Origin of the sequence: Mesorhizobium sp. M1C.F.Ca.ET.210.01.1.1, from assembly GCF_004791585.1 — a bacterium.
Taxonomy (GTDB): domain Bacteria; phylum Pseudomonadota; class Alphaproteobacteria; order Rhizobiales; family Rhizobiaceae; genus Mesorhizobium.
Genome location: NZ_SRUU01000026.1, coordinates 68323 through 89083 on the forward strand (window position 1 = coordinate 68323; position 20761 = coordinate 89083).

The following is a 20761-nucleotide window of genomic DNA, read 5'->3' on the forward strand; positions in this document are numbered from 1 at the left end:
CAGGCTCGCCCATTTCAAGTTCAAAAGCGGGCGAGACAGAACGATGGCAACAACACCGTCAACGACGGCCTTGCGGCGTGAAGCGAAACGTCCAGCCAGACGCGCCCCTGCGCCGGTACCAGAGCTGACCGCAGGGGAAGATGCCACCTCCATCGGCGCGGCGCGCGAGGCGGCAAAGGGCTGCCACCGCTGCCAGCTCTGGCGCAATGCCACGCAAACCGTGTTCGGCGAAGGACCGGAGAATGCCGATGTGATCTTTGTCGGCGAACAGCCCGGCGACCAGGAGGACCTTGCTGGCAAACCCTTCGTCGGCCCGGCGGGCAGAATATTCGACAGCATCCTGGACGATGCCGAGATCGATCGCCGCAAGGTCTATGTGACCAATGCGGTAAAGCACTTCAAATTCGAGCCGCGCGGCAAGCGGCGCATCCATTCGAAGCCCAATGCCGGCGAGATCCAGGCCTGCCGCTGGTGGCTGGACAAGGAACTCAGCCTGATCAAGCCGAACCTCGTGGTGGCGCTGGGCGCGACGGCGGCGCAATCGCTGCTCGGCAAGGCCGTGCCGATCACCAGGATGCGCGGCGACGTCATCGAGCGCGAGGACGGCTTGCGGGTGTTCGTCACCGTCCATCCTTCCTTCATCCTGCGCATCCGCGAGCAGGAGGAGAAAGAGGCTGAGCGCGAGCGGTTCCTCAAGGATATGAGGAAGGTGAAGCAACTGATGGGCGCTTAGGCGGTATTGAGACACCGCCTGACCCGGCCAAGTCTAGCGGATCAGGATTGCCCTGAGATCGTTGACGTTCGTCCCGGTCGGGCCAGGGACAAACAGATCACCCACCGCATTGAAGGCCGTCCAGGCGTTGTTGCCGGCCAGCATCGCCTTGGCGTCCACGCCGGCCGCACGCATGCGTGCAACCGTCGACCCATCGGCGAAGGCGCCGGCGTTGTTCTCCGAGCCGTCGATGCCGTCCGTATCGGCGGCTAAGGCATGGATGCCGCCGACACCATCAATACCGATGGCGAAGGCGATCAGGAATTCGGAATTGCGGCCGCCCTTGCCTTTTGCGCGGAGCGTCACCGTCGTCTCGCCGCCCGACAGGATCAGCACCGGCTTGGCGAACGGACGACTACGGGTCGCCACCTGGCGGGCGATCGCGGCATGGACGCCGCCAACCTCGCGCGCCTCGCCCTCGATCGAATCCGACAGGATGACAGCCTCGATGCCTTGCCGCTTCGCTTCGGCGGCTGCCGCTTCCAGCGAAACGCCGGCCGAGGCGATCAGGTGCACTTCATTGCCGGCGAAGCGCGGATCATCGGGACGCGGCGCATCTGCAGCCGGCGAATTGATATGCGCCATCACTGCAGCCGGCAGCTTCATGTTGTAGGCGGCGATCGAAGCCAGCGCGTCCGTGCGGCTGCCGGTGTCGGGGACGGTCGGACCGGACGCCACCAGCGCCGGATTGTCACCGGGGATGTCGGAAACGACCAGCGACACCACTCTTGCCGGATGGGCGGCGGCGGCGAGGCGTCCGCCCTTGATGGTCGAGACGTGCTTGCGAATGGTGTTCATCGCCGCGATCGGCGCGCCGGAGGCGAGCAGCGCCTCGTTGACGGCGATCTCGTCGGCCAAGGTCAGGCCGGCGGCCGGAGACGGCAGCAGCGCCGAGCCGCCGCCGGAGATCAGCGCCACGACCAGATCGTCCGCGGTGAGCCCCCGCACCTTCTCCAGCAGCCGGCGCGAAGCCTCGAGGCCGGCCGCATCCGGCACCGGGTGCGCCGCCTCGGTGATCTCGATGCGTTCGCATCTGGCGCCATAGCCGTAGCGGGTGACGACCAGGCCATCGATCGGGCCATCCCAGACCCTCTCGAAAGCCGCCGCCATCTGCGCCGAGCCTTTTCCCGCGCCGATGACGATGGTGCGGCCCTTCGGCTTTGCCGGCAAATGGTTGCGGATCGTCTTTTCCGGATCGGCGGCAGCGACGGCGGCGTTGAAGATCGACGTGAGGAAGGCTTTTGGATCGGTCATTTTTCTTCCGGCGGCAGCGCAAGCTCTTTTGCATCGATGCCGAGATGAGCGCAGAGCGCATCGACCACGACGCCATGGTCCTGGCGCTCCGGCAGGCCGGAGACGGCGATGACTCCGATGACGCCGGCGCCCTTCAGCGTGACGGGAAAGCCGCCGCCGGCGAGCACATAGTCGGCAATGTCCAGGCCCTCGCCGACCTTGAAGGTGCGGTCGGGCCGCTGCTGCTCAAGCACCATGCGATAGGTGCTTCTCAAAAAGCGCTTCACGACATTGATCTTGCGCCGCGCCCAGTCCGGATTGGAAGCGTCGGAGCCCGGCATCGCGGCGTAGAACAGCGGACGGTCGAAGGTCCTGATGTCGACGATGATCGGAAGGTCTTCCTTGAGCGCCCGGTCCCTGATCGCCGAGCCGATCTCGAAGGCCACGGCCTCGTCGAAGGCCGGGAGGACCAGCGTGGCTTCCTGTTTCTTGATCAGAGCGATGTCGGCGGCGGCAGCCATGGCGTTCCCCTGTCAATATGTCGACGCACGCTTTGGCCGATGGCTGACGCGGGGTCAAGCGAAGAGCGCGCTTAGTCTATGCGACAATCGCGCTCTTGGCCGGCCGGCCCACCACATAGACCTCGCGCACGGCGCGGTCGTCGCCCAGCGTCTGCAGCAGGAAAAGTTCCTCGGCCAGCGTTTCCACCGTCTCCATCCTCAGCCGCATCGCCGGCGTGGCATGGGCGTCGAGCACGACGATATCGGCGTCGGTGCCTTCATCGAGCGTGCCGACCTTGCCCGCCACCGACAGCGCCTCGGCATTGCCGCGCGTCAGCTGCCAGAAGGACTGGAACGGGTTCAGCTTCTCGCCATTCAGCGCGATCACCTTGTAGCCCTCGTCCATGGTGCGCAGCATCGAATAGTTGGTGCCGCCGCCGACATCGGTGGCCGACGCGATCCGGAGCGGCTTTTCGCGCCGGCGATAGCGCTGGTAATCGAACAGGCCGGAGCCGAGGAAAAGGTTGGAGGTCGGGCAGAACACGGCGACCGAGCCCGACTGCGACAGCGCATCCGCCTCGCGCTCGGACAGATGGATGCAGTGGCCGAACAGGCTCTTTTTGCCCAGCAGGCCGTAATGTTCATAGACGTCGGTGTAGTCGCGCGACCAGGGATAGAGCTCCTGGGTAAAGGCGATCTCGGCATGGTTCTCCGACAGATGCGTCTGCATGTGGAGATCGGGATGCTCGCGGCAGAGCGCGCCCGCCATTTCCATCTGCTCGGGCGAGGAGGTGATAGCGAAGCGCGGCGTGATGGCATAGAGCTGCCGGCCCTTGCCGTGCCATTCGGCGATCAGCGCCTTGCTGTCGTCATAGCCGGCCTGCGGCGTGTCGAGCACGCCGTCCGGCGCGTTGCGGTCCATCATCACCTTACCAGCGATGTTGAGCATGTTGCGGTCATGCGACTCGGCAAAGAAGGCTTCGGCGGAAGCCTTGTGCACCGAACAGTAGGCTGCGACCGTCGTCGTGCCTTGGCGCAGCATCTCGTCGAGGAACAGCCTGGCGATGCGGCGGCCGTGCTGCGCGTCCTGGAATTTCGACTCCTCGGGAAAAGTGTATTTGTTCAGCCAGTCGAGCAGCTCGGCGCCGTAGGAGGCGATGATCTGCATCTGCGGGACATGCACATGCGCGTCGATAAAACCCGGCAGGATGAGATGCGGACGATGGTCGATCGTCTCGGCGCCGGCGCCCGCGCGCTTCGCCACCTCGGCATAGGGACCGGCGGCAACGATTTTGCCGTTGTCGATCAGCAGCCCGCCGTCCTCCTCGTAACGCCAGGCGGCATGGTCGTCTATCGCTTCGGGCCAGCGCAGGAAGGAGAGCGTGCGGCCGCGCAGGAGTTTTGATGTCATGCTTACTTTCCGGCGCCTTCGAACCAGGCCACCAAAAGGGCCCGTTCCTGGTCGGTTATCTGGGTGACGTTGGCGGGCGGCATGGCATGCGCCCGGCCGGCCTGGAGGTAGATTTCGCGGGCATGCTCGGCGATGCGCGCGTCGGTGTCGAGCATCACGCCCTTGGGCGCGTGGTAGATGCCTTCATAGACCGGCTCCTCGGTGTGGCACATCGAGCAGCGGCCGAGCACGGTGTCGCGCACGGCCGGGAAATGCGCCGAGGCGATGTAGACCTGAGCGGCGGCGGATGCGGCGGAGGTCTTCGGCTCGCCGGTCAGCACCTTGGGCACGGTCGACAGCCAGATGATGATCATGAACAGCACGGCGGCGCCGAGCCAGGTCCAGGTCGGGTTGCCCTTGCGGGCGTGCACGGTGTTGAAATAGTGCCGGATCAGCACGCCAATGATAAAGACCAGCGAGGCGATGACCCAGTTGAACTCGGTGCCGAAGGCCAGCGGGTAGTGGTTCGACAGCATCAGGAACAGGACCGGCAGGGTCAGGTAGTTGTTGTGCAGCGAGCGCTGCTTGGCGATCTTGCCGTATTTCGGGTCCGGCTTGCGGCCGGCGATCAGGTCGGCGACGACGATCTTCTGGTTGGGGATGATGACTATGAAGACGTTGGCCGACATGATCGTGGCGGTGATTGCACCGAGATGCAGGAAGGCGGCGCGGCCGGTGAAGAGGTGGGTGAGCCCCCAGGCGATGAACACCAGCACGCAGTAGAGCACCAGCATCAGGCCGGTGTCGCTTTTTCCCAACGGCGAGCGGCACAGAAGATCGTAGACGATCCAGCCGACGCCGATGGTGGCGAGCGACAGCAGGATGCCGACCGGCACCGAGATGTTGAGCACGTTAGGATCGATCAGGAACAGATCGGCGCCGGCATAATAGACCACGCACAGCATGGCGAAGCCCGACAGCCAGGTGGCGTAGGATTCCCATTTGAACCAGGTGAGATGCTCCGGCATTTCGGCCGGCGCCACGAGGTATTTCTGGATGTGGTAGAAGCCGCCACCATGCACCTGCCATTCCTCGCCGAAGGCGCCGGCAGGCAGGCCGGGACGTTGACGCAGGCCGAGGTCGAGGGCGACGAAATAGAAGGACGAGCCGATCCAGGCGATGCCGGTGATGACATGCAGCCAGCGGACGGCAAAACTCAGCCAGTCCCAGAAAATCGCAAAATCCAGCATCATGTTGCCCTTGGGAAGTCGTCCCTGCCGATTGCACGACTTTACGGACTGGCGCCGAAACGAAAAGAGGCGAGGTGCGCGATGACTTTCAAAAAAAAATGGAAAATACTAGGCTCACTGCACATCGCCGTTTGAGAGCCACGAAAGCCGCATGGCCTATCTCGACAACATCGCCGTCTTCGTCCGCGTCGTCGAGCTCGGCAATCTGTCGGCCGCGGGGCGCGACATGCGGATTTCGCCGGCGGTGGCCTCCAACCGTATCAAGGAGCTGGAGAAACATCTCGGTGTGCGGCTGTTCAACCGCACGACCAGGCAGTTGATGCCGACCGAACACGGCACGGTGTTTTATACCGGCGCCAAGCAGGTGCTGGATGCGATCACCGAGGCGGAAGCCGCGGTCGCCGCGCTTTCCGGCCAGCCGCGCGGCACAATCAGGGTGACGGCGCCGCTTGGCCTCGGCCGGCGGCTGATCGCCTCCGGCATTCCGGACTTCCACGACAAATACCCCGATATCGAGGTGCGGCTGAGGCTCTCCGACCACAATGTCGACATCATGAAGGAAGGCATCGACGTCGCCTTCCGCCTCGGCATCATCGAGGATTCGAGTCTGCGGATGCGCGGGATCATGGAATGCGAGCGCGTGCTGGTGGCGGCGCCGAAATATCTGGAAGCGCGCGGCGAGCCGGCCGAGCCGCAGGAGTTGATCGGCAAGAAGCACGACTGCCTGATGCTGCGCTATTCCGGCACGCGCGAATATGTCTGGACACTGCAGACGCCGAACGGTCCGCAGAAATTCGAGGTGCACGGCCCCTACGACACCGACGACGGCGATGTGCTCACCGGATGGGCGCTGTCTGGACGCGGCATCATCAACAAGCCGCGCTTCGAGGTCGAACCCTTCATCCGCGACCGGCGGCTGAAAGTGATCCTGGCGAAAACACCGCCGACGCCCGTGCAGTTCGCCGCCGTCTACCCGCACAAGAAGTTGCAGGACCCGAAGGTGCGCCTGCTGCTCGACTTCATGGCCGATCGCTGCCAACGCCTGATCAAGGATATCTTGGCCGGCAAGTAGGCTAGGTTTGCGTCGAGATTGGCCGAGGCCTCGGTGACGTCGTCATCCACGGGCGGAGCGATGCGAACCGGAGCGCAGACCCGAGGATCCATTCCGTGACTTTGGCCGGGGCATGCAGCGGAGCAGAATTCTGCACTGCTGCAACGCTCAGAAGTCACGGCATGGATCCTGGGGTCTGCGCCGCGTCGCTTCGCTCCTTGCTCCGCCCCAGGATGACGACGTGATGGGCGTTTCAGCTAGTCGCCAAGGTATGCAGTCCCGTTAACGCAACATTCAGCCCGTTAAAACTTCCGCCTCGCGGTAAGCGATGACTGGCCGGCAAGTGACAGGCTTATGGCCCACTCGATCCCGTTGCCTTGCGCGAAAGCGAGCCTAGGTTGGTAGCCAGAGCGGCTGCCGATTTTCAGGGCAGCCGATGGGGCGCACAATGCATCTCGCCATTTCGCTCAACATCGCCGCCACCGACGGACAAGAAGTCCTGGACTTCGGCCAGATCAGCAGCTTCGTGTGCAAGGCGGAAGCGGCGGGCGTCGACATGGTCACCATTTCCGACTCCGCCGATAAGCCATCGACCAGCCCGTTTGAAGCGACCACGCTGCTGGCCGCTTTGGCGACGGTGACCGACACGATCGGGCTGGTGGCCGGCGCATCGACGCTGACGCATCAGCCCTACAACCTGGCGCGCCGCTTTGCCTCGCTCGACATCATCAGCCATGGCCGCATCGGCTGGAACGCGACGCTGCGGCAGAACTCGCGCGAGGCGGCGAATTTCAGCCGGCCCGAGGGCTTCTCCGATGAAGATTTTCGCCGCCGCGCGCAAGAGTTCATTGGCATCGTGCGTGGTCTGTGGCAGGGCTGGGACGCAGATGCGCTATTGTTCGACAAGGTCGGCGGCCGTTTCCACGATGCGGAAAAGATGCATCTCCTCGACCACAGGGGAGAGTTCTTCTCCGTGCGCGGGCCGCTCAACGTCGCCCGCTCGCCGCAGGATGCGCCGGTGCTGGTGATGTCGGGCCTGGCGGAGGCCGATCGAGGCTTCGCTGCCGGAGCGGCCGACGTCGTCATGCTCGACGAGCCATCGCCGGAGGACGCGAAAGCCGCCTGTGACGATCTGAATCGCCATGCCCAGGCCATCGGACGCGCGGTGAAGGTGCTGGCGACCGTCCCTGCAGGGCTCGCCGCCGACAGGTTGGACGATTGGTTCGCCTCGCAGGGCTGGGACGGTCTCAACTTTGCTTTGCCGGCTGATATCTCGGCACTCGACGACTTCAACGATCGCGTGCTGCCGGACCTTCGCCGCCGCGGCCTGGCCCGATCGACTGACGCCGGGGCGACGCTGCGCTCCGGTCTCGGCACGGGAGGCGAGCGATGAGCGCGCGCCAGATGAAGCTCGGCCTGTTCCTGTGGGCGACCGGCCACCACATCGCCGCCTGGCGCCATCCGGACGCGCATGTGACGGCCGGCATCGACATCGACCACTACATCAAGCTCGTGCGGACAGCCGAGGCGGCGAAATTCGACATGGTCTTCTGCGAGGACGCCGCCGGCCTGCGCGAAGCCAATGTCCAGATCGCCAGCCAGACCTCGCGCTCGATCGGCTTCGAGCCGATCAGCCTGCTCTCAGCCCTTGCCGTCCAGACGGAGCGCATCGGCCTCGTTTCCACGGCGTCGACCAGCTACAACGAACCCTATGGGCTGGCGCGCATGTTTGCCTCGCTCGACAATCTGAGCGGCGGCCGGGCCGGCTGGAACCTCGTCACCTCGGCCAGCCCGATCGAAGCCGCGAATTTCGGCTCGACGGGCCTCAGACCGCATGCGGACCGCTACGAACGCGCTCGCGAATTCGCCACCGTCGTCACCGCTCTGTGGAGCCGCAGGGCGTCCGGCCATGACGGCCTGAGCTTTTCGGTGCGCGACCCGCTCGACATAGTGCCCTCGCCGCAGGGCGCGCCGGTGATGGTGCAGGCCGGCGCCTCCGACGACGGCAAGGATCTTGCCGCGCGGACCGCCGACGTCGTGTTCTCGGCTGCGCAGACGTTTGAGGATGCAAAGGCCTTCTATGACGATCTCAAGGGCCGGCTCGCCGCCTATGGACGCCAGCCGGACGACATCAAGATCATGCCCGGCGTGGCGCCGATCGTCGCGGCGACGAAAGCCGAGGCCCAGGCCAAATACGACGCGCTGCAGGAGCTGATCCCGGACGATGTCGGCGTCGCTTTGCTCTCCAGCTATCTCAGCATCTCCGACCTTTGGCGCTACCCGATCGACGGACCGCTGCCGGAATTGCCCGAGAGCGAAGGCATGAAAAGCCGGCAGGCTTTGGTCATCGAGCAGGCGCGACGGGACGGTCTCTCGATCCGTCAGCTCGCGCGCTATTTTGCCGGCGCGCGCGGCCACTGGCGCGTGGTCGGCACGGCAGCGCAGATCGCCGACGAATTGCAGGCGCGTTTCGAAGGCGGCGCTGCCGACGGCTTCAACGTGATGCCGTCCTGGTTTCCGGGTGAGCTCGACGCCTTCGCGACGCTGGTCGTGCCGGAGCTGCAGCGGCGCGGCCTGTTCCGCACCGACTATGAGGGCCGCACGCTGCGCGAGCATCTCGGCCTCAGGTCAGCGTAGGACGATTCAGTCCATCAGCCGGGCCGTTCCGGAGACCCTGATCGAGCTGCCGGGCGTCGGCGGAATATCAGCATGGAGGCGCGAGCGCATGCCCATGTCTTCGCCCTGGACGATGTCGATCGCGCCGCCATGCGGCCAGCCGAGGTCGCGCAGATAGCCGGCAAAGGCGGCGGTAGAAGCGCCCGTCGCCGGATCCTCGTAGACGCCGCCGGAGGCAAAGGGATTGCGTGTGTGGAAAAGGCGCGGCGTCTCGGCAAAGGCGAGCAGGATGGTGACCAGGCTTTCGCGCCGCATGAAGGCCTGGCCCTGTTTCAGGTCGTAGGCCATGGCGGCGAGCGCCTGGCGTGACTTCAGCGCCAGCAGCAGATGATCAGCGCCGCCATGGACGAGGGCAGGTGGAATAGCAGGATCAAGATCGCCCGGTTGATAGCCGAACAAGGCCAGCGCCTCGCCGACCAGCTCCGACGAGGCGGGCAGGCTGCGCGTCAGCGGCGACTGCAGGGCAGCGGCGACGTGGGCGCCGTCGCAAAAACCTTCGACGGTTATGTTCGCCTGGTTGAGGATCAGCTTGAAGACGCCGTTGCCGAACTTCCTGACCAGCGCCGCACCGAGCGCGATGGTGGCATGGCCGCAAAATGGCACTTCCGATTCGGGCGAAAAATAGCGGATACGCCAGCCTTCGCCGGCGCACGCGGCGAAGACGGTTTCCGAAAAGCCGACCTCTGCCGCGACGCGCTGCATTTCCGCGGCATCGGGCAAAGCGTCGCCAATCACCACGCCGGCTGGATTGCCGCCTTTGTTCCCGTCCGAAAATGCCGCTATCCGCAAGACGTCCATTTTGCTCGCCCGTGTTCACAACTCGTGTTCGTCAGGCGCGCAGAAAACACGTTTCAAACCTGTTTGGGAAACGAAGAAAGCGACGAGCAGCTGTGAGCCGCGGTCATAGCTTCGCGGCCTCGTCGCCGGCGCGCCGGGAAATCATGGCGACCGGCCTCAGCCGACCATCACCTTCTCGGAGGCATTCGAACCGGCGATCAGGGTCGCATGCGAAACCAGCGCCGTCATGATCTCGGCGGCGGCGAGAGCGGCGATCACCGGCGGACGCTTGTCCTTCACCGTATTGCCGCCGATCGGCGAGACGAGGCGGTTGAATTCGGCCACGCTGCCCTCGGCCGACTTCAGGAACCAGCTCTTGAAGGTCGCCTTCTTGGTCTTGGAGCCGATCATGCCGACATAGGCGGTGTCGTCGCGCTTCAGAGCCTCGGCGACGATCAGGAAATCCAGCGCATGGTCGTGGGTGAGGATGGCGAAGGCCGATCCTGTGGGCGCCTCGCGCACCACGCTTTCAGGCATCGGGGTCAGCCGCGTCTCGACCGTTTCCGGCATGCCCTCCAGCGCATCCGCCCGCGTCTCGACGACGACGGCATGGATGGGCAGAAGCGCCAGCGCCGCGGCGAGCGCCTGGCCGACATGGCCACCACCGAAGACATAGACATGCGGCAGACGCGCCTCTTCCGATGCGGCCTTGGCGATCAGTTCCTGTTCGAGGGCCGCATCGACCTGGCATATCAGCACCTCGACGCGACCGCCGCAGCACTGGCCGATCTCCGGTCCGAGCGGGACGTCGAGCGTGGCGCAGACCTCATCGACTTCGATGGGCGCTTCGCTGGTCGCGGATCGAGATGCTGCCCTTCCGGCCAGCATCTGCCGCGCCTTGTCGATCGCCATATATTCGAGCTGGCCGCCGCCGATGGTGCCGAAAATCGCCGATGCCGAGACTAGCATGAAGGCGCCCGTCTCGCGCGGCGTCGAGCCCTTGGTGGCCGCGACCTCGACGAGAGCGACCCGGCCAGCATGGCCGAGAAAATCCTTCAGGCTTTGCGCTTTCGAGTTCATCGACTGCATGTCCCTGCGCGGGAATGTAGGCCTTTCTGGCCGGATTTGCACCTTTTGGCTCGCTCAGGCCGGTTTTGCGGCCTTCAGCCGCTCGATCGCCATCAGCACGCGCTCCGGCGTCGCCGGCGCGTCGAGGCGCGGACAGACCTTATGGTCGGCGACGCTCGCCACCGCATCGGAGAGCGCGTGCAGCACCGACATGCCGAGCGGGAAGGGCGGCTCGCCGACGGCCTTGGAGCGATGCACGGTCGGCTCGTTCGCCTCGGACCAGTCAGCCAGGGTGACGTTGAAGATCTTTGGCCGGTCGGAGGCGAGCGGGATCTTGTAGGTCGAGGGCGCATGGGTGCGCAGACGACCCTTGTCGTCCCACCACAACTCCTCGGTGGTGAGCCAGCCCATGCCCTGGATGAAGCCGCCCTCGATCTGGCCGAGGTCGATGGCGCGGTTCAAGGAGCGGCCTGTCTCATGCAGGATGTCGGTGCGCTCGACGACATATTCGCCGGTCAGCGTGTCGACGGACACCTCCGAGCAGGAGGCGCCATAGGCAAAATAGTAGAAGGGGCGGCCCTCGCCCTTGTCGCGGTTCCAGTGGATCTTCGGCGTCTTGTAGAAGCCGGCCGCCGAAAGCTGGATGCGGGCCATGTAGGCCTGCTTGACGAGGTCGCCGAAGGGGATCTCCTGGTTGCCGATGCGCACCCGATTGGGCAGGAACAATACCTGGTCGCGCGGCACCTGGTATTTCTCCGAGGCGAAATTGGTCAACCGGTCCTTGATCTGGCGGGCGGCGTTCTGCGCCGCCATGCCGTTGAGGTCGGAACCGGACGATGCCGCGGTGGCCGAGGTGTTCGGCACCTTGCCGGTGGTGGTCGCGGTGATCTTCACCTGGTCGAGGTCGATCTGGAATTCCTCCGCCACCACCTGCGCCACCTTCAGGTAGAGGCCTTGTCCCATCTCGGTGCCGCCATGGTTCAGGTGCACCGAGCCATCGGTATAGACATGCACCAGGGCGCCTGCCTGGTTGTAGTGCGTGGCGGTGAAAGAGATGCCGAACTTGACCGGCGTCAGCGCCAACCCGCGCTTGATGAAGCGGCTGTTGTTGTTGAAGGCGCTGATCTCGCGCCGACGCCGCGCATAGTTCGAGCTCGCTTCCAGTTCGGCGATGATGCGATGGATGACGTTGTCTTCCACCGTCTGGTGGTAGGGCGTGATGTTGCGGTCGCCCTCCTTGTCAGCACCGTAGAAATTCTTCTTGCGGATCTCGAGCGGGTCCTTGCCGACGGCAAAGGCCACTTCGTCGATGACGCGCTCGGCGCCGACCATGCCTTGCGGGCCGCCGAAACCGCGGAAGGCGGTGTTCGACACGGTGTTGGTGTAGAGCGGCGCCGACTGCGCATGTACCGTTGGCCAGAAATAGGTGTTGTCGCAATGGAAGAGCGCGCGGTCCGTCACCGGGCCGGAGAGGTCCGAGGAAAAGCCGCAGCGCGCCGCGAACATGAAGTCGACGCCGAGGATGTTGCCGTCGTCGTCGAAGCCGACCTCGTAGTCGATGAGAAAATCGTGCCGCTTGCCGGTGGCGGTCATGTCGTCGTCGCGGTCGGGCCGGATCTTGACCGCGCGATGATGACGCTTGGCGGCGATGGCGGCGAGCGCGGCAAACTGGTTGCCCTGCGTTTCCTTGCCGCCGAAGCCGCCCCCCATGCGGCGGATTTCCACCATGACGGCGTTGCTCGGCACCCCGAGCGCGTGGCTCACCATATGCTGGACTTCGCTCGGATGCTGGGTCGAGGAATAGATGGTGACGTCCTGGTCCTCGCCCGGAACGGCCATGGCGATATGGCCTTCCAGATAGAAATGCTCCTGGCCGCCGACGCGCATCTTGCCCTTGAGCTTGCGGGGTGCTGCCTTGATCGCCGCCGCCGCATCGCCGCGCCTCAACGTCAGCGGCGGCGTGACAAGCTTGTCCTTATTCGGGTCGAGCGCACCGACATCGGTGACGAAGGGCAGTTCCTTGTATTGGATCTTGGCCAGCCTGGTGGCGCGACGGGCCTCCTCGCGCGTTTCGGCGATGACGCAGAAGATCGGCTGGCCGTAGAATTCCACCTTGCCGTCGGCAAGCACGGGCTCATCATGACGGCCGGTGGGCGAAATGTCGTTCTCGCCGGGCACGTCCTTCGCCGTCAGCACATCGACGACGCCCGGAGCAGTACGCACGGCCGAAAGGTCCATCCGGGTGATGGTGGCATGCGTTGCGGTGGACAAACCGAGGCAGCCATGCAGCGTGCCGGCCGGTTCCGGCATGTCGTCGATATAGATCGCGGTGCCGCTGACATGCTTGTGCGCGGAATCATGCCGCTGGTCGCTGGCGACACCGCCAGAGATCTTTTGCGCCTTGAGGTTGGGGGCATGCTTGGTCATCAGGCCGCCTCGTTGCGTGACACCTGGAACGGCGCCCTCGTGCCGGTGGTTTCGACGTAGAAGCGCAGCAAAAGGTTCTTTGCCGCCAGCGCCCGGTATTCGGCGGTCGCCCGCATGTCGGTGATCGGCGTGAAGTCGCTGGCATACTCGGCCATCGCAGCCTCCACGGTTTCCTCCGTCCAGGCCTTGCCGATCAACGCCTTCTCGACCGCTGCCGCCCGCTTCGGCGTCGGCGCCATGCCGCCATAGGCGATGCGGATGTCGGCCACGGTGCCGTCCTTGGCCAAGGTCAGATAGAAGGCGCCGAGAGTTGCGGTGATGTCCTCGTCGCGGCGCTTGGTGACCTTGTAGACGGCAAACTTCGTGCCCTTTGCCGGCACCGGCACATGCACCGCCTCGACAAATTCGCCGGGCTGCCGGTCCTGTTTGCCATAGGCGATGAAGAAGGTTTCGAGCGGGATCGTGCGGCGCGCGGCGCCCTTGCGCAGCGTCAGCCGCGCTCCCAGCGCGATGAACGGCGGCGGTGTGTCGCCGATCGGCGAGCCGTTGGCGACGTTGCCGCCGATCGTGCCCATGTTGCGCACCTGCTCGCCGCCGATGCGGTCGACAAGCGGTCCCAATGCCGGGATGTGCTTCGACAGCGTCTCGAAGGCCTCGGTGTAGGTGACGCCGGCGCCGATGGTGATAACTCCATCGGCCTCCGACGTCGTGCGCAGGCCGTCGAGACCGGCGATGAAGATCGCCGGCGCAATGTCGCGCATGTGCTTGGTGACCCACAGGCCGACATCGGTCGAGCCGGCGACGATCGTGGCGCCCGGCTCTTTCTCGAGCACGGCGGCGAAATCGTCGACATCAGCAGGCACGATCAGCCGCTGCTTGCCCGATCCGACCTCCACCCGCGCGCCATCGCGCAGCGCCTCCAACCGTGTGGTGATGTCATTGCGCTCCACCGCCAGCGGATCTTTAGCCGCCTTCCCGTAGCTCGAAATGGCCCGCGCCGCGCGCATGATCGCCTCGTAGCCGGTGCAGCGGCAGAGATTGCCCTGCAGCGCCTTCTCGATCGCCGCATCGGAGGGGTTGGGCGTCCTCATCCAGAGCGCGTAGAGCGACATGACGAAGCCCGGCGTGCAGAAGCCGCATTGCGAGCCGTGGAAATCGACCATCGCCTGCTGCACCGGATGCAGCTTCTCGCCCTCGCCGCGCAGATGCTCGACGGTGACGACATGGGTGCCGTCGAGCGAGCCCATGAAGCGGATGCAGGCGTTGACGCCTTCATAGACCAGGCCTTCGGCGGAGAGCTTGCCTACCAGCACCGTGCAGGCGCCGCAATCGCCCTCGGCGCAGCCTTCCTTGGTACCGCGCAGCGATCGGTTGAGCCTGAGCCAGTCGAGCAGGGTCGCATCGGGCGCAATGTCGGCCAGCGCGACGTCGGCGCCGTTGAGGATGAAGCGGATCTCGTTGCGGGTCTCAACCATGACTCAGCTCCCGCGATAGGTCGAGTAGCCGTAAGGCGAAATCAAGAGCGGCACATGATAGTGGCGTTCCTCCGCCATGCCGAAGCGGATCGGCACGATGTCGAGGAAAGCAGGCTGCGGCAGGCTGATGCCCTGCCCGCGCAGATAGTCGCCGGCGGCAAAGACCAGCTCGTATTCGCCGGTGCGGAAATCGGCGCCGGCCAGCAGCGGCGCGTCGCAGCGGCCGTCATCATTGGTGGTGACGGTCTTGAGGTGCGTGCGGCCTTGCCGCTCGACGCGGAACAGCTCGATCGACAGGCCCTTTGCCGGCCTGCCGGTCGCGGTGTCGAGCACATGGGTCGTCAGACGCCCGCCATCGGCTTTCGACGTTTCTGCCACTGGCCGCCTCCCATTTCCTGTACGAGCCAACTGGCCGGTACAGTCCAACGTTTTCAGGTCAATTGTGCGCCAATTAAAGGCGATGCATAAGTCCCGGTCGAGCGGAGTGCGGCAAAAAGCACTTTCAAAAATTTTCGGGGGAATGCTGAAGCACTCCTTTCGATATCTTCATCTCAATTATCGGGCAGGAGCGACTATGCGTTACGAACGGGACATGCGCGGTTACGGGGCCAATCCGCCGGACCCGAAATGGCCCGGGGGCGCGCATGTCGCGGTGCAGTTCGTCGTCAACTACGAGGAAGGCGGCGAGAACTGCGTGCTGCACGGCGACAAGGCTTCCGAAGCCTTCCTGTCCGAGATCGTCGGCGCCGCCCCGTGGGTCGGCCAGCGCCACTGGAACATGGAATCGATCTACGAATACGGCGCAAGGGCAGGCTTCTGGCGGCTCTACCGGCTGTTCACCGAAGCTGACGTGCCGGTGACCTGCTACGGCGTTGCTACCGCGCTTGCGCGCTCGCCCGACCAGGTGGCGGCGATGCAGGAGGCCGGCTGGGAGATCGCCTCGCACGGGCTGAAATGGATCGACTATCGCGACCATAGCGCGGAGGACGAACGGCGCGACCTCGAAGAGACGATCCGGTTGCATTACGAAGTGACCGGCGCGCGGCCGACCGGCTGGTACACAGGCCGCACCTCGGTCAACACGGTGCGGCTCGTCGCCGAAGAAGGCGGCTTCGACTACGTCTCCGACACTTATGACGACGAGCTGCCCTACTGGTTCGACCGCGACGGGCTGGAGAAGCCGCAGCTCGTCATCCCCTACACGCTCGACGCCAACGACATGCGTTTCGCCACGCCGCAAGGGTTCAATTCGGGCGACCAGTTCTTCGCCTATCTGAAGGACAGCTTCGACACGCTCTATGCCGAGGGCAAGGCCGGGCGGCCGCGCATGATGAATATCGGCCTGCATTGCCGGTTGGTCGGGCGTCCGGGCCGCGTGGCGGCGCTGAAGCGCTTCGTCGACTATGTGAAGTCGCACGACAAGGTGTGGCTGACCCGGCGTATCGACATCGCCAAGCACTGGCGCGAGACGCACCCCTACAAGGCGCCGGCGCTGCGCCCGTCACGGATGGAATTCGAGGCCTTCGTGCATGCCTTCGGCGGCGTGTTCGAGCATTCGCCGTGGATCGCCGAGCGTGCCTACGAGCTGGAGCTTGGGCCCGCGCATGACAGCGCCGGCGGCCTGCACAACGCGCTCTGCCGCGTCTTCCGCGCCGCGACCGAGGCCGAGCGGCTCTCCGTGCTCAATGCCCATCCCGACCTCGCCGGCAAGCTGGCTGCGGCCAGGCGGCTGACGCCGGAATCGGCCAAGGAACAAGCCTCCGCCGGGCTCGACGCGCTGACCGACAAGGAGCGCGAGCTGTTTTCGAAGCTCAACGCCGCCTACGTCACCACTTTCGGCTTTCCCTTCATCATCGCGGTCAAGGGCAAGACCAAGGACCAGATCCTGGCGGAGTTCGAGGCGCGCATCGGTAACGGCCGCGGCGCCGAGCTCGAAACCGCCTGCAAACAGGTCGAGCGCATCGCGCTGCTTCGGCTGAAAGACATGCTTCCGTTATAGGCGCCAACAGATGGATATGATGAAAATGGCCGAGCGAACCTACTATGCGCCGCATGGCGGCCATCCCGGCCAGAACGAGCTTTTGACTGGCCGCGCCGTCTTCACCGAAGCCTATGCCGTCATTCCCAAGGGCGTGATGCAGGACATCGTCACCAGCCCGCTGCCGTTCTGGGACAAGACAAGGGCCTGGATCATCGCAAGGCCGCTGTCGGGCTTCGCCGAGACGTTTTCCCAGTACATCGTCGAAGTTCTGCCCGGCGGCGGCAGCGACCGGCCGGAGCTCGATGCCGGCGCCGAGGGCGTGCTGTTCGTGGTCGAGGGCGAGCTCGCCGTCTCGCTTGCCGGCAAGAAGCATGTGCTTCGTCCCGGCGGCTTCGCCTTCCTGCCGCCGGCGAGCGGCTGGACGGCGCGCAACGAGAGCGGCGATACGGTCCGCTTCCACTGGATCCGCAAGGCCTATGAGGCCGTCGACGGCCTCGACGTGCCCGAAGCCTTCTTCAGCAGTGATCAACAGGTCGAGCCAAGCCCGATGCCCGGCACCGGGGGCCGCTGGGCGACGACACGCTTCGTCGACCCGGCCGACATGCGCCACGACATGCATGTCACCATCGTGACGCTGGAACCCGGCGCCGTCATTCCCTTCGCCGAAACGCATGTCATGGAGCACGGGCTCTATGTGCTGGAAGGCAAGGCCGTCTACCGCCTCAACAGGGACTGGGTCGAGGTCGAGGCCGGAGACTTCATGTGGCTTCGCGCCTTCTGTCCGCAGGCCTGCTATGCCGGCGGCCCGGGCAAATTCCGCTACCTGCTTTACAAGGACGTCAACCGGCACGCCAAGCTCGGCGGCGCCGGCATCGGGGGGTACGCCCGGTGACCCGCATAGTCGCCAAGCCGCTGACACGCGAGAACTTCGCGCCGTTCGGCGACGTCATCGACATGGGCGGCGACAATCGCTACCCGATCAATGGCGGCAAGGCGATGCGCTACCATGATCTCGCCACCGCCGAGGCGGCCGGGCCGAACGCAAAGGTGCTGATCTCGATGGTGCGCGGCACGCCCTATGAGATGCCGCTGAAGCTCACCATGGTCGAGCGCCATCCGCTCGGCAGCCAGGCCTTCATCCCGCTGTCGCCGCGCCCGTTCCTGGTCGTCGTCTGCCATGACACCGAGGATGGGCCGGGCGAGCCGTATGCCTTCATCACCGCGCCCGGCCAGGGCATCAATTACCGTCGCAACCTCTGGCACGGCGTTTTGACGCCGATCGGCGAAGAACAGGATTTCCTCATCGTCGACCGCGGCGGCGACGGCCCCAACCTCGAGGAGTGCCATTTCTCGCACCCTTACGAGATCCACCTTCCCTGAGAGCCTTCGATTCCCCATGACCGACATTTCGCTGATCGACCGCCTGCTCGACGTGATCGAGCACGACATCGTGCCTAAAACCGCCGAAGGCGTTGCCCATGGCAACAAGCTGTTCGGCGCCGCGATCCTCAGGAAGGATGACCGTTCGCTGGTGCTCGCCGAGACCAACAACGAGATCGAAAATCCGCTCTGGCACGGCGAGGTGCATTGCCTGAAGCGTTTTTACGAGATGCCAAAGGCCGAGCGCATCGACACCAAGGATGCGCTGTTCCTCGCCACGCACGAGCCCTGCTCGCTCTGCCTGTCGGCGATCACCTGGACCGGCTTCGACAATTTCTACTACCTCTTCAGCCACGAGGATTCGCGCGACAGTTTTGCTATCCCGCACGACCTCAAGATCCTGAAGGAGGTCTTCACCCTCGACCCGGGCGGCTACAACGCAGAGAACGCCTACTGGAAGAGCTTTTCCATTCGGCGGATCGTGCGAGCGCTCCCCGAGTCCGAGCGCAACCGGCTGGAGGCGCGCATTGGGAGAATCTCAGCGCTCTTTGACGAGCTGTCAGGCACCTACCAGGAAAGCAAGGCCGAGAACGACATTCCACTGAACTGACGCGGATTGACCAGCCGATTTCGCCGGCTGGCTCATGACGTTTTGTAGATGGCTCCATCATGTGGCGGCGGATATTGGAGCCGCCATGAAAATCGTCACCGAGTTCCCCCGCAAAGTCGTCGAATTTCCGGTCATGGGAATTGTCATGCCCGACGGCTGCCGGCTGTCGGCGCGGGTGTGGATGCCGGAGGATGCCGGCGACGACCCGGTGCCGGCGATCCTCGAGCACCTGCCCTATCGCAAGCGCGACGGCACCATCTTCCGCGATCAGCTGACACATCCCTATTTTGCCGGCCACGGCTACGCCTCGATCCGCGTCGACATGCGCGGCAACGGCGATTCCGAAGGGCTGATGGACGACGAATATTCCGAGCAGGAGTTGCAGGACGCCTGCGACGTCATCGCCTGGGCGGCGTCGCAGCCCTGGTGCAACGGCAATGTCGGCATGATGGGCATTTCCTGGGGCGGCTTCAACTGCCTGCAGGTGGCCGCGAAACAGCCGCCGGCGCTGAAGGCGGTGATCAGCCTGTGCTCGACCGTCGACCGCTATGCCGACGACATCCACTACAAGGGCGGCTGCCTGCTCTTGGAAAATTTCGGCTGGGCCTCGACGATGCTCTCCTACTCGTCGCGGCCACCGGACCCGCTCTTCGCCGGCAACAAGAGGTGGCGCGACCTTTGGCTGACCCGGCTGGAGAACCAGCCTTTTCTCGCGCCGCTGTGGCTCAGCCACCAGCACCGCGACGCCTACTGGAAGCGCGGCTCGATCTGCGAGGACTTTTCCGCTGTTCATGCGGCGGTGCTGTCGATCGGCGGCTGGCATGACGGCTACCGCAACACGATCTCCCACCTCGTCACCAACATCGAGGCGCCCGCGAAAGGCATCGTCGGGCCGTGGATCCACAAATACCCGCACTATGCCTCCCCCCAACCCGCCATCGGCTTCCTGCAGGAGGCGCTACGCTGGTGGGACCGCTGGCTGAAGGGCACTGACACCGGCGTCGAGGCCGATCCGGCCTACCGCGCCTATGTCATGGACAGCGTGCGCCCTGCGCGCTGGCATCCCGAGCGTCCGGGTCGCTGGATCGCGGAACAGGACTGGCCGTCGCCCAACATCGAGATGCAAACGATCGAGTTGATCCCCGAAAGCAATGAACCCGCCATCGTCGCTTCGCCGCAGAGCTGCGGCCTTGCCGGCGGCGAGTATTTTCCCTTCACCTTCGGTCCGGAACTGCCAGGCGACCAACGCCCCGACGACGCCCTGTCGGCATGCTTCGACCAGCCGCCGCTCGGCGAGGCGATCGACATCGTCGGCGCGCCGGAGGTTCTGGTCCTGGTCGCCTCCGATCGACGCCAGGCCAACATCGCGGTCAGGCTCTGCGACGTGCACCCGGACGGCGCCTCGGAACTGATCTCCTATGGCGTGCTCAACCTCACCCATCGCAAATCGCATGAGTTCCCCGAGCCGCTGGTGCCGGGCGAGATGGTCTCGGCGCGCGTCGTGCTCGACCAGTGCGCCTACCGCGTGCCTGCCGGCCATAAGCTGCGCGTCGCCGTCTCGAATGCCTATTGGCCGATGATCTGGCCGTCGCCGGAGCCGGTCCGCCTCTACCTGTCGAACGCGAAGCTGAAGCTGCCGCGGCGCCCCGCGGCAACGGGCGACGAGGTCACCTTCCCTTTGCCGGAGGCAGCCTCGCCCTGGGCGACGAAGTTGATCCGTGCCGCCAACTCCGAGCGTCATGTCGACCGCGACGAGAAGACCGGCGTCGTCACGCTTTCCATAACGGACGATTTCGGCGCGGTGCGCGATCTCGCGCACGGGCTTGTCAACGGCAGCATCGTCCGGGAGATCTGGGCGATCCATCCCGACGACCCGCTGTCTGCCACCGGCAGCACCCATTGGACGCAGACATTGTCGCGAAATGAATGGTCGGTGCGGACCGAAACCTTCGCCGACATGCGCTCAAACGCGCAGAACTTCGTCGTCAGCGCCAGAATCGAGGCTTATGAGGGCGAAAAGCTGGTTTTCGAGCGCGATTTCGAGCAGACGATTCCCCGCGCCCTTGTTTGAGCGCTGGCAAGATTGGTCCAAATGCGACGTGCCATTTACGCCACGGCATGTCGCATTCGGTCTTGCTTACAGCTTTCCGTTGCGGTCATTATCCTCCTCA

Annotated in this window: 18 protein-coding genes; 9 read left to right on the forward strand and 9 right to left on the reverse strand. The window is 64.8% G+C overall.

What is annotated here, in order from left to right:
• Nucleotides 1-43: 43 nt before the first annotated feature.
• Nucleotides 44-733: a UdgX family uracil-DNA binding protein gene (locus tag EN853_RS24720; RefSeq protein WP_127861760.1), complete on the forward strand. Its 690-nt coding sequence runs from the start codon at nt 44-46 to the stop codon at nt 731-733.
• Nucleotides 734-766: 33 nt separating this feature from the next.
• On the opposite strand, the gene EN853_RS24725 is transcribed toward EN853_RS24720, so the two are convergent.
• From EN853_RS24725 to EN853_RS24740, 4 genes are all read right to left on the reverse strand, one after another.
• The gene (locus EN853_RS24725; RefSeq protein ID WP_127861759.1) at nt 767-2026 is read right to left on the reverse strand and encodes a glycerate kinase; all 1260 of its coding nucleotides are present in this window, start codon (nt 2024-2026) and stop codon (nt 767-769) included.
• On the reverse strand, nt 2023-2526 hold the full coding sequence (locus EN853_RS24730) for a heme-degrading domain-containing protein (protein WP_127861758.1): 504 nt from the start codon (nt 2524-2526) through the stop codon (nt 2023-2025). Before EN853_RS24730 ends, EN853_RS24725 begins: the two co-directional genes overlap by 4 nt.
• 76 nt (nt 2527-2602) lie before the next feature.
• Complete coding sequence (gene guaD / locus EN853_RS24735; protein ID WP_127861757.1) at nt 2603-3916, reverse strand: guanine deaminase; 1314 nt, start codon at nt 3914-3916, stop codon at nt 2603-2605.
• Between the two features lie 2 nt (nt 3917-3918).
• Nucleotides 3919-5145: a urate hydroxylase PuuD gene (locus tag EN853_RS24740; protein WP_127861814.1), complete on the reverse strand. Its 1227-nt coding sequence runs from the start codon at nt 5143-5145 to the stop codon at nt 3919-3921.
• 151 nt (nt 5146-5296) lie between these two features.
• Between EN853_RS24740 and EN853_RS24745 the strand changes: the two genes are divergently transcribed.
• The 3 genes from EN853_RS24745 to EN853_RS24755 all read left to right on the forward strand — a co-directional run bounded on the left by EN853_RS24745 (nt 5297) and on the right by EN853_RS24755 (nt 8833).
• Entirely contained in the window at nt 5297-6217 is a 921-nt protein-coding gene (locus tag EN853_RS24745; RefSeq protein WP_127861756.1) for a LysR family transcriptional regulator, read from the forward strand.
• Between the two features lie 427 nt (nt 6218-6644).
• The gene (locus EN853_RS24750) at nt 6645-7589 is read left to right on the forward strand and encodes an LLM class flavin-dependent oxidoreductase (protein ID WP_127861755.1); all 945 of its coding nucleotides are present in this window, start codon (nt 6645-6647) and stop codon (nt 7587-7589) included.
• Complete coding sequence (locus tag EN853_RS24755; RefSeq protein WP_127861754.1) at nt 7586-8833, forward strand: LLM class flavin-dependent oxidoreductase; 1248 nt, start codon at nt 7586-7588, stop codon at nt 8831-8833. The genes EN853_RS24750 and EN853_RS24755 overlap by 4 nt, the downstream gene beginning before the upstream one ends.
• A gap of 6 nt (nt 8834-8839) precedes the next feature.
• Here the strand turns inward: EN853_RS24755 and EN853_RS24760 are convergent, their stop codons facing one another.
• The 5 genes from EN853_RS24760 to uraH all read right to left on the reverse strand — a co-directional run bounded on the left by EN853_RS24760 (nt 8840) and on the right by uraH (nt 14997).
• Nucleotides 8840-9670 carry a PhzF family phenazine biosynthesis protein gene (locus EN853_RS24760; RefSeq protein WP_127861753.1) on the reverse strand — a complete coding sequence of 277 codons (831 nt, stop codon included), beginning with the start codon at nt 9668-9670 and terminating at the stop codon, nt 8840-8842.
• A 156-nt stretch (nt 9671-9826) separates the two neighbouring features.
• Complete coding sequence (gene xdhC, locus EN853_RS24765; RefSeq protein ID WP_127861752.1) at nt 9827-10729, reverse strand: xanthine dehydrogenase accessory protein XdhC; 903 nt, start codon at nt 10727-10729, stop codon at nt 9827-9829.
• A gap of 63 nt (nt 10730-10792) precedes the next feature.
• A complete protein-coding gene (xdhB, locus tag EN853_RS24770; RefSeq protein WP_127861751.1) occupies nt 10793-13144 on the reverse strand; it encodes a xanthine dehydrogenase molybdopterin binding subunit in 2352 nt (783 codons plus the stop codon).
• Complete coding sequence (gene xdhA, locus EN853_RS24775) at nt 13144-14619, reverse strand: xanthine dehydrogenase small subunit (RefSeq protein WP_127861750.1); 1476 nt, start codon at nt 14617-14619, stop codon at nt 13144-13146. Before xdhA ends, xdhB begins: the two co-directional genes overlap by 1 nt.
• A gap of 3 nt (nt 14620-14622) precedes the next feature.
• Nucleotides 14623-14997 (reverse strand): hydroxyisourate hydrolase, encoded by a 375-nt coding sequence (uraH, locus tag EN853_RS24780; RefSeq protein ID WP_127861749.1) that lies wholly within the window; start codon nt 14995-14997, stop codon nt 14623-14625.
• Nucleotides 14998-15193: 196 nt separating this feature from the next.
• Between uraH and puuE the strand changes: the two genes are divergently transcribed.
• The 5 genes from puuE to EN853_RS24805 all read left to right on the forward strand — a co-directional run bounded on the left by puuE (nt 15194) and on the right by EN853_RS24805 (nt 20661).
• Nucleotides 15194-16618, forward strand: a complete 1425-nt coding sequence (gene puuE, locus EN853_RS24785) for an allantoinase PuuE (protein ID WP_127861748.1) — start codon at nt 15194-15196, stop codon at nt 16616-16618.
• A 10-nt stretch (nt 16619-16628) separates the two neighbouring features.
• Nucleotides 16629-17492, forward strand: a complete 864-nt coding sequence (locus tag EN853_RS24790; protein WP_127861747.1) for a bifunctional allantoicase/(S)-ureidoglycine aminohydrolase — start codon at nt 16629-16631, stop codon at nt 17490-17492.
• Complete coding sequence (locus EN853_RS24795) at nt 17489-17980, forward strand: ureidoglycolate lyase (RefSeq protein ID WP_127861746.1); 492 nt, start codon at nt 17489-17491, stop codon at nt 17978-17980. The genes EN853_RS24790 and EN853_RS24795 overlap by 4 nt, the downstream gene beginning before the upstream one ends.
• 16 nt (nt 17981-17996) lie before the next feature.
• A complete protein-coding gene (locus EN853_RS24800; protein WP_127861745.1) occupies nt 17997-18590 on the forward strand; it encodes a nucleoside deaminase in 594 nt (197 codons plus the stop codon).
• Between the two features lie 85 nt (nt 18591-18675).
• Nucleotides 18676-20661 (forward strand): CocE/NonD family hydrolase, encoded by a 1986-nt coding sequence (locus EN853_RS24805; protein ID WP_127861744.1) that lies wholly within the window; start codon nt 18676-18678, stop codon nt 20659-20661.
• Nucleotides 20662-20761: the final 100 nt, after the last annotated feature.

Excerpts from the sequence above, each read along its gene's own strand:
- EN853_RS24800 (WP_127861745.1), top strand. The coding sequence starts at position 17,997 with ATGACCGACATTTCGCTGATCGACCGCCTGCTCGACGTGATCGAGCAC.
- EN853_RS24725 (WP_127861759.1), bottom strand. The coding sequence starts at position 2,026 with ATGACCGATCCAAAAGCCTTCCTCACGTCGATCTTCAACGCCGCCGTC.
- xdhA (WP_127861750.1), bottom strand. The coding sequence starts at position 14,619 with ATGGTTGAGACCCGCAACGAGATCCGCTTCATCCTCAACGGCGCCGAC.
- EN853_RS24720 (WP_127861760.1), top strand. The coding sequence starts at position 44 with ATGGCAACAACACCGTCAACGACGGCCTTGCGGCGTGAAGCGAAACGT.
- xdhB (WP_127861751.1), bottom strand. The coding sequence starts at position 13,144 with ATGACCAAGCATGCCCCCAACCTCAAGGCGCAAAAGATCTCTGGCGGT.
- xdhC (WP_127861752.1), bottom strand. The coding sequence starts at position 10,729 with ATGAACTCGAAAGCGCAAAGCCTGAAGGATTTTCTCGGCCATGCTGGC.
- EN853_RS24750 (WP_127861755.1), top strand. The coding sequence starts at position 6,645 with ATGCATCTCGCCATTTCGCTCAACATCGCCGCCACCGACGGACAAGAA.
- EN853_RS24760 (WP_127861753.1), bottom strand. The coding sequence starts at position 9,670 with ATGGACGTCTTGCGGATAGCGGCATTTTCGGACGGGAACAAAGGCGGC.
- EN853_RS24805 (WP_127861744.1), top strand. The coding sequence starts at position 18,676 with ATGAAAATCGTCACCGAGTTCCCCCGCAAAGTCGTCGAATTTCCGGTC.
- EN853_RS24745 (WP_127861756.1), top strand. The coding sequence starts at position 5,297 with ATGGCCTATCTCGACAACATCGCCGTCTTCGTCCGCGTCGTCGAGCTC.
- EN853_RS24730 (WP_127861758.1), bottom strand. The coding sequence starts at position 2,526 with ATGGCTGCCGCCGCCGACATCGCTCTGATCAAGAAACAGGAAGCCACG.
- EN853_RS24790 (WP_127861747.1), top strand. The coding sequence starts at position 16,629 with ATGGATATGATGAAAATGGCCGAGCGAACCTACTATGCGCCGCATGGC.
- EN853_RS24740 (WP_127861814.1), bottom strand. The coding sequence starts at position 5,145 with ATGCTGGATTTTGCGATTTTCTGGGACTGGCTGAGTTTTGCCGTCCGC.
- EN853_RS24755 (WP_127861754.1), top strand. The coding sequence starts at position 7,586 with ATGAGCGCGCGCCAGATGAAGCTCGGCCTGTTCCTGTGGGCGACCGGC.
- puuE (WP_127861748.1), top strand. The coding sequence starts at position 15,194 with ATGCGTTACGAACGGGACATGCGCGGTTACGGGGCCAATCCGCCGGAC.
- guaD (WP_127861757.1), bottom strand. The coding sequence starts at position 3,916 with ATGACATCAAAACTCCTGCGCGGCCGCACGCTCTCCTTCCTGCGCTGG.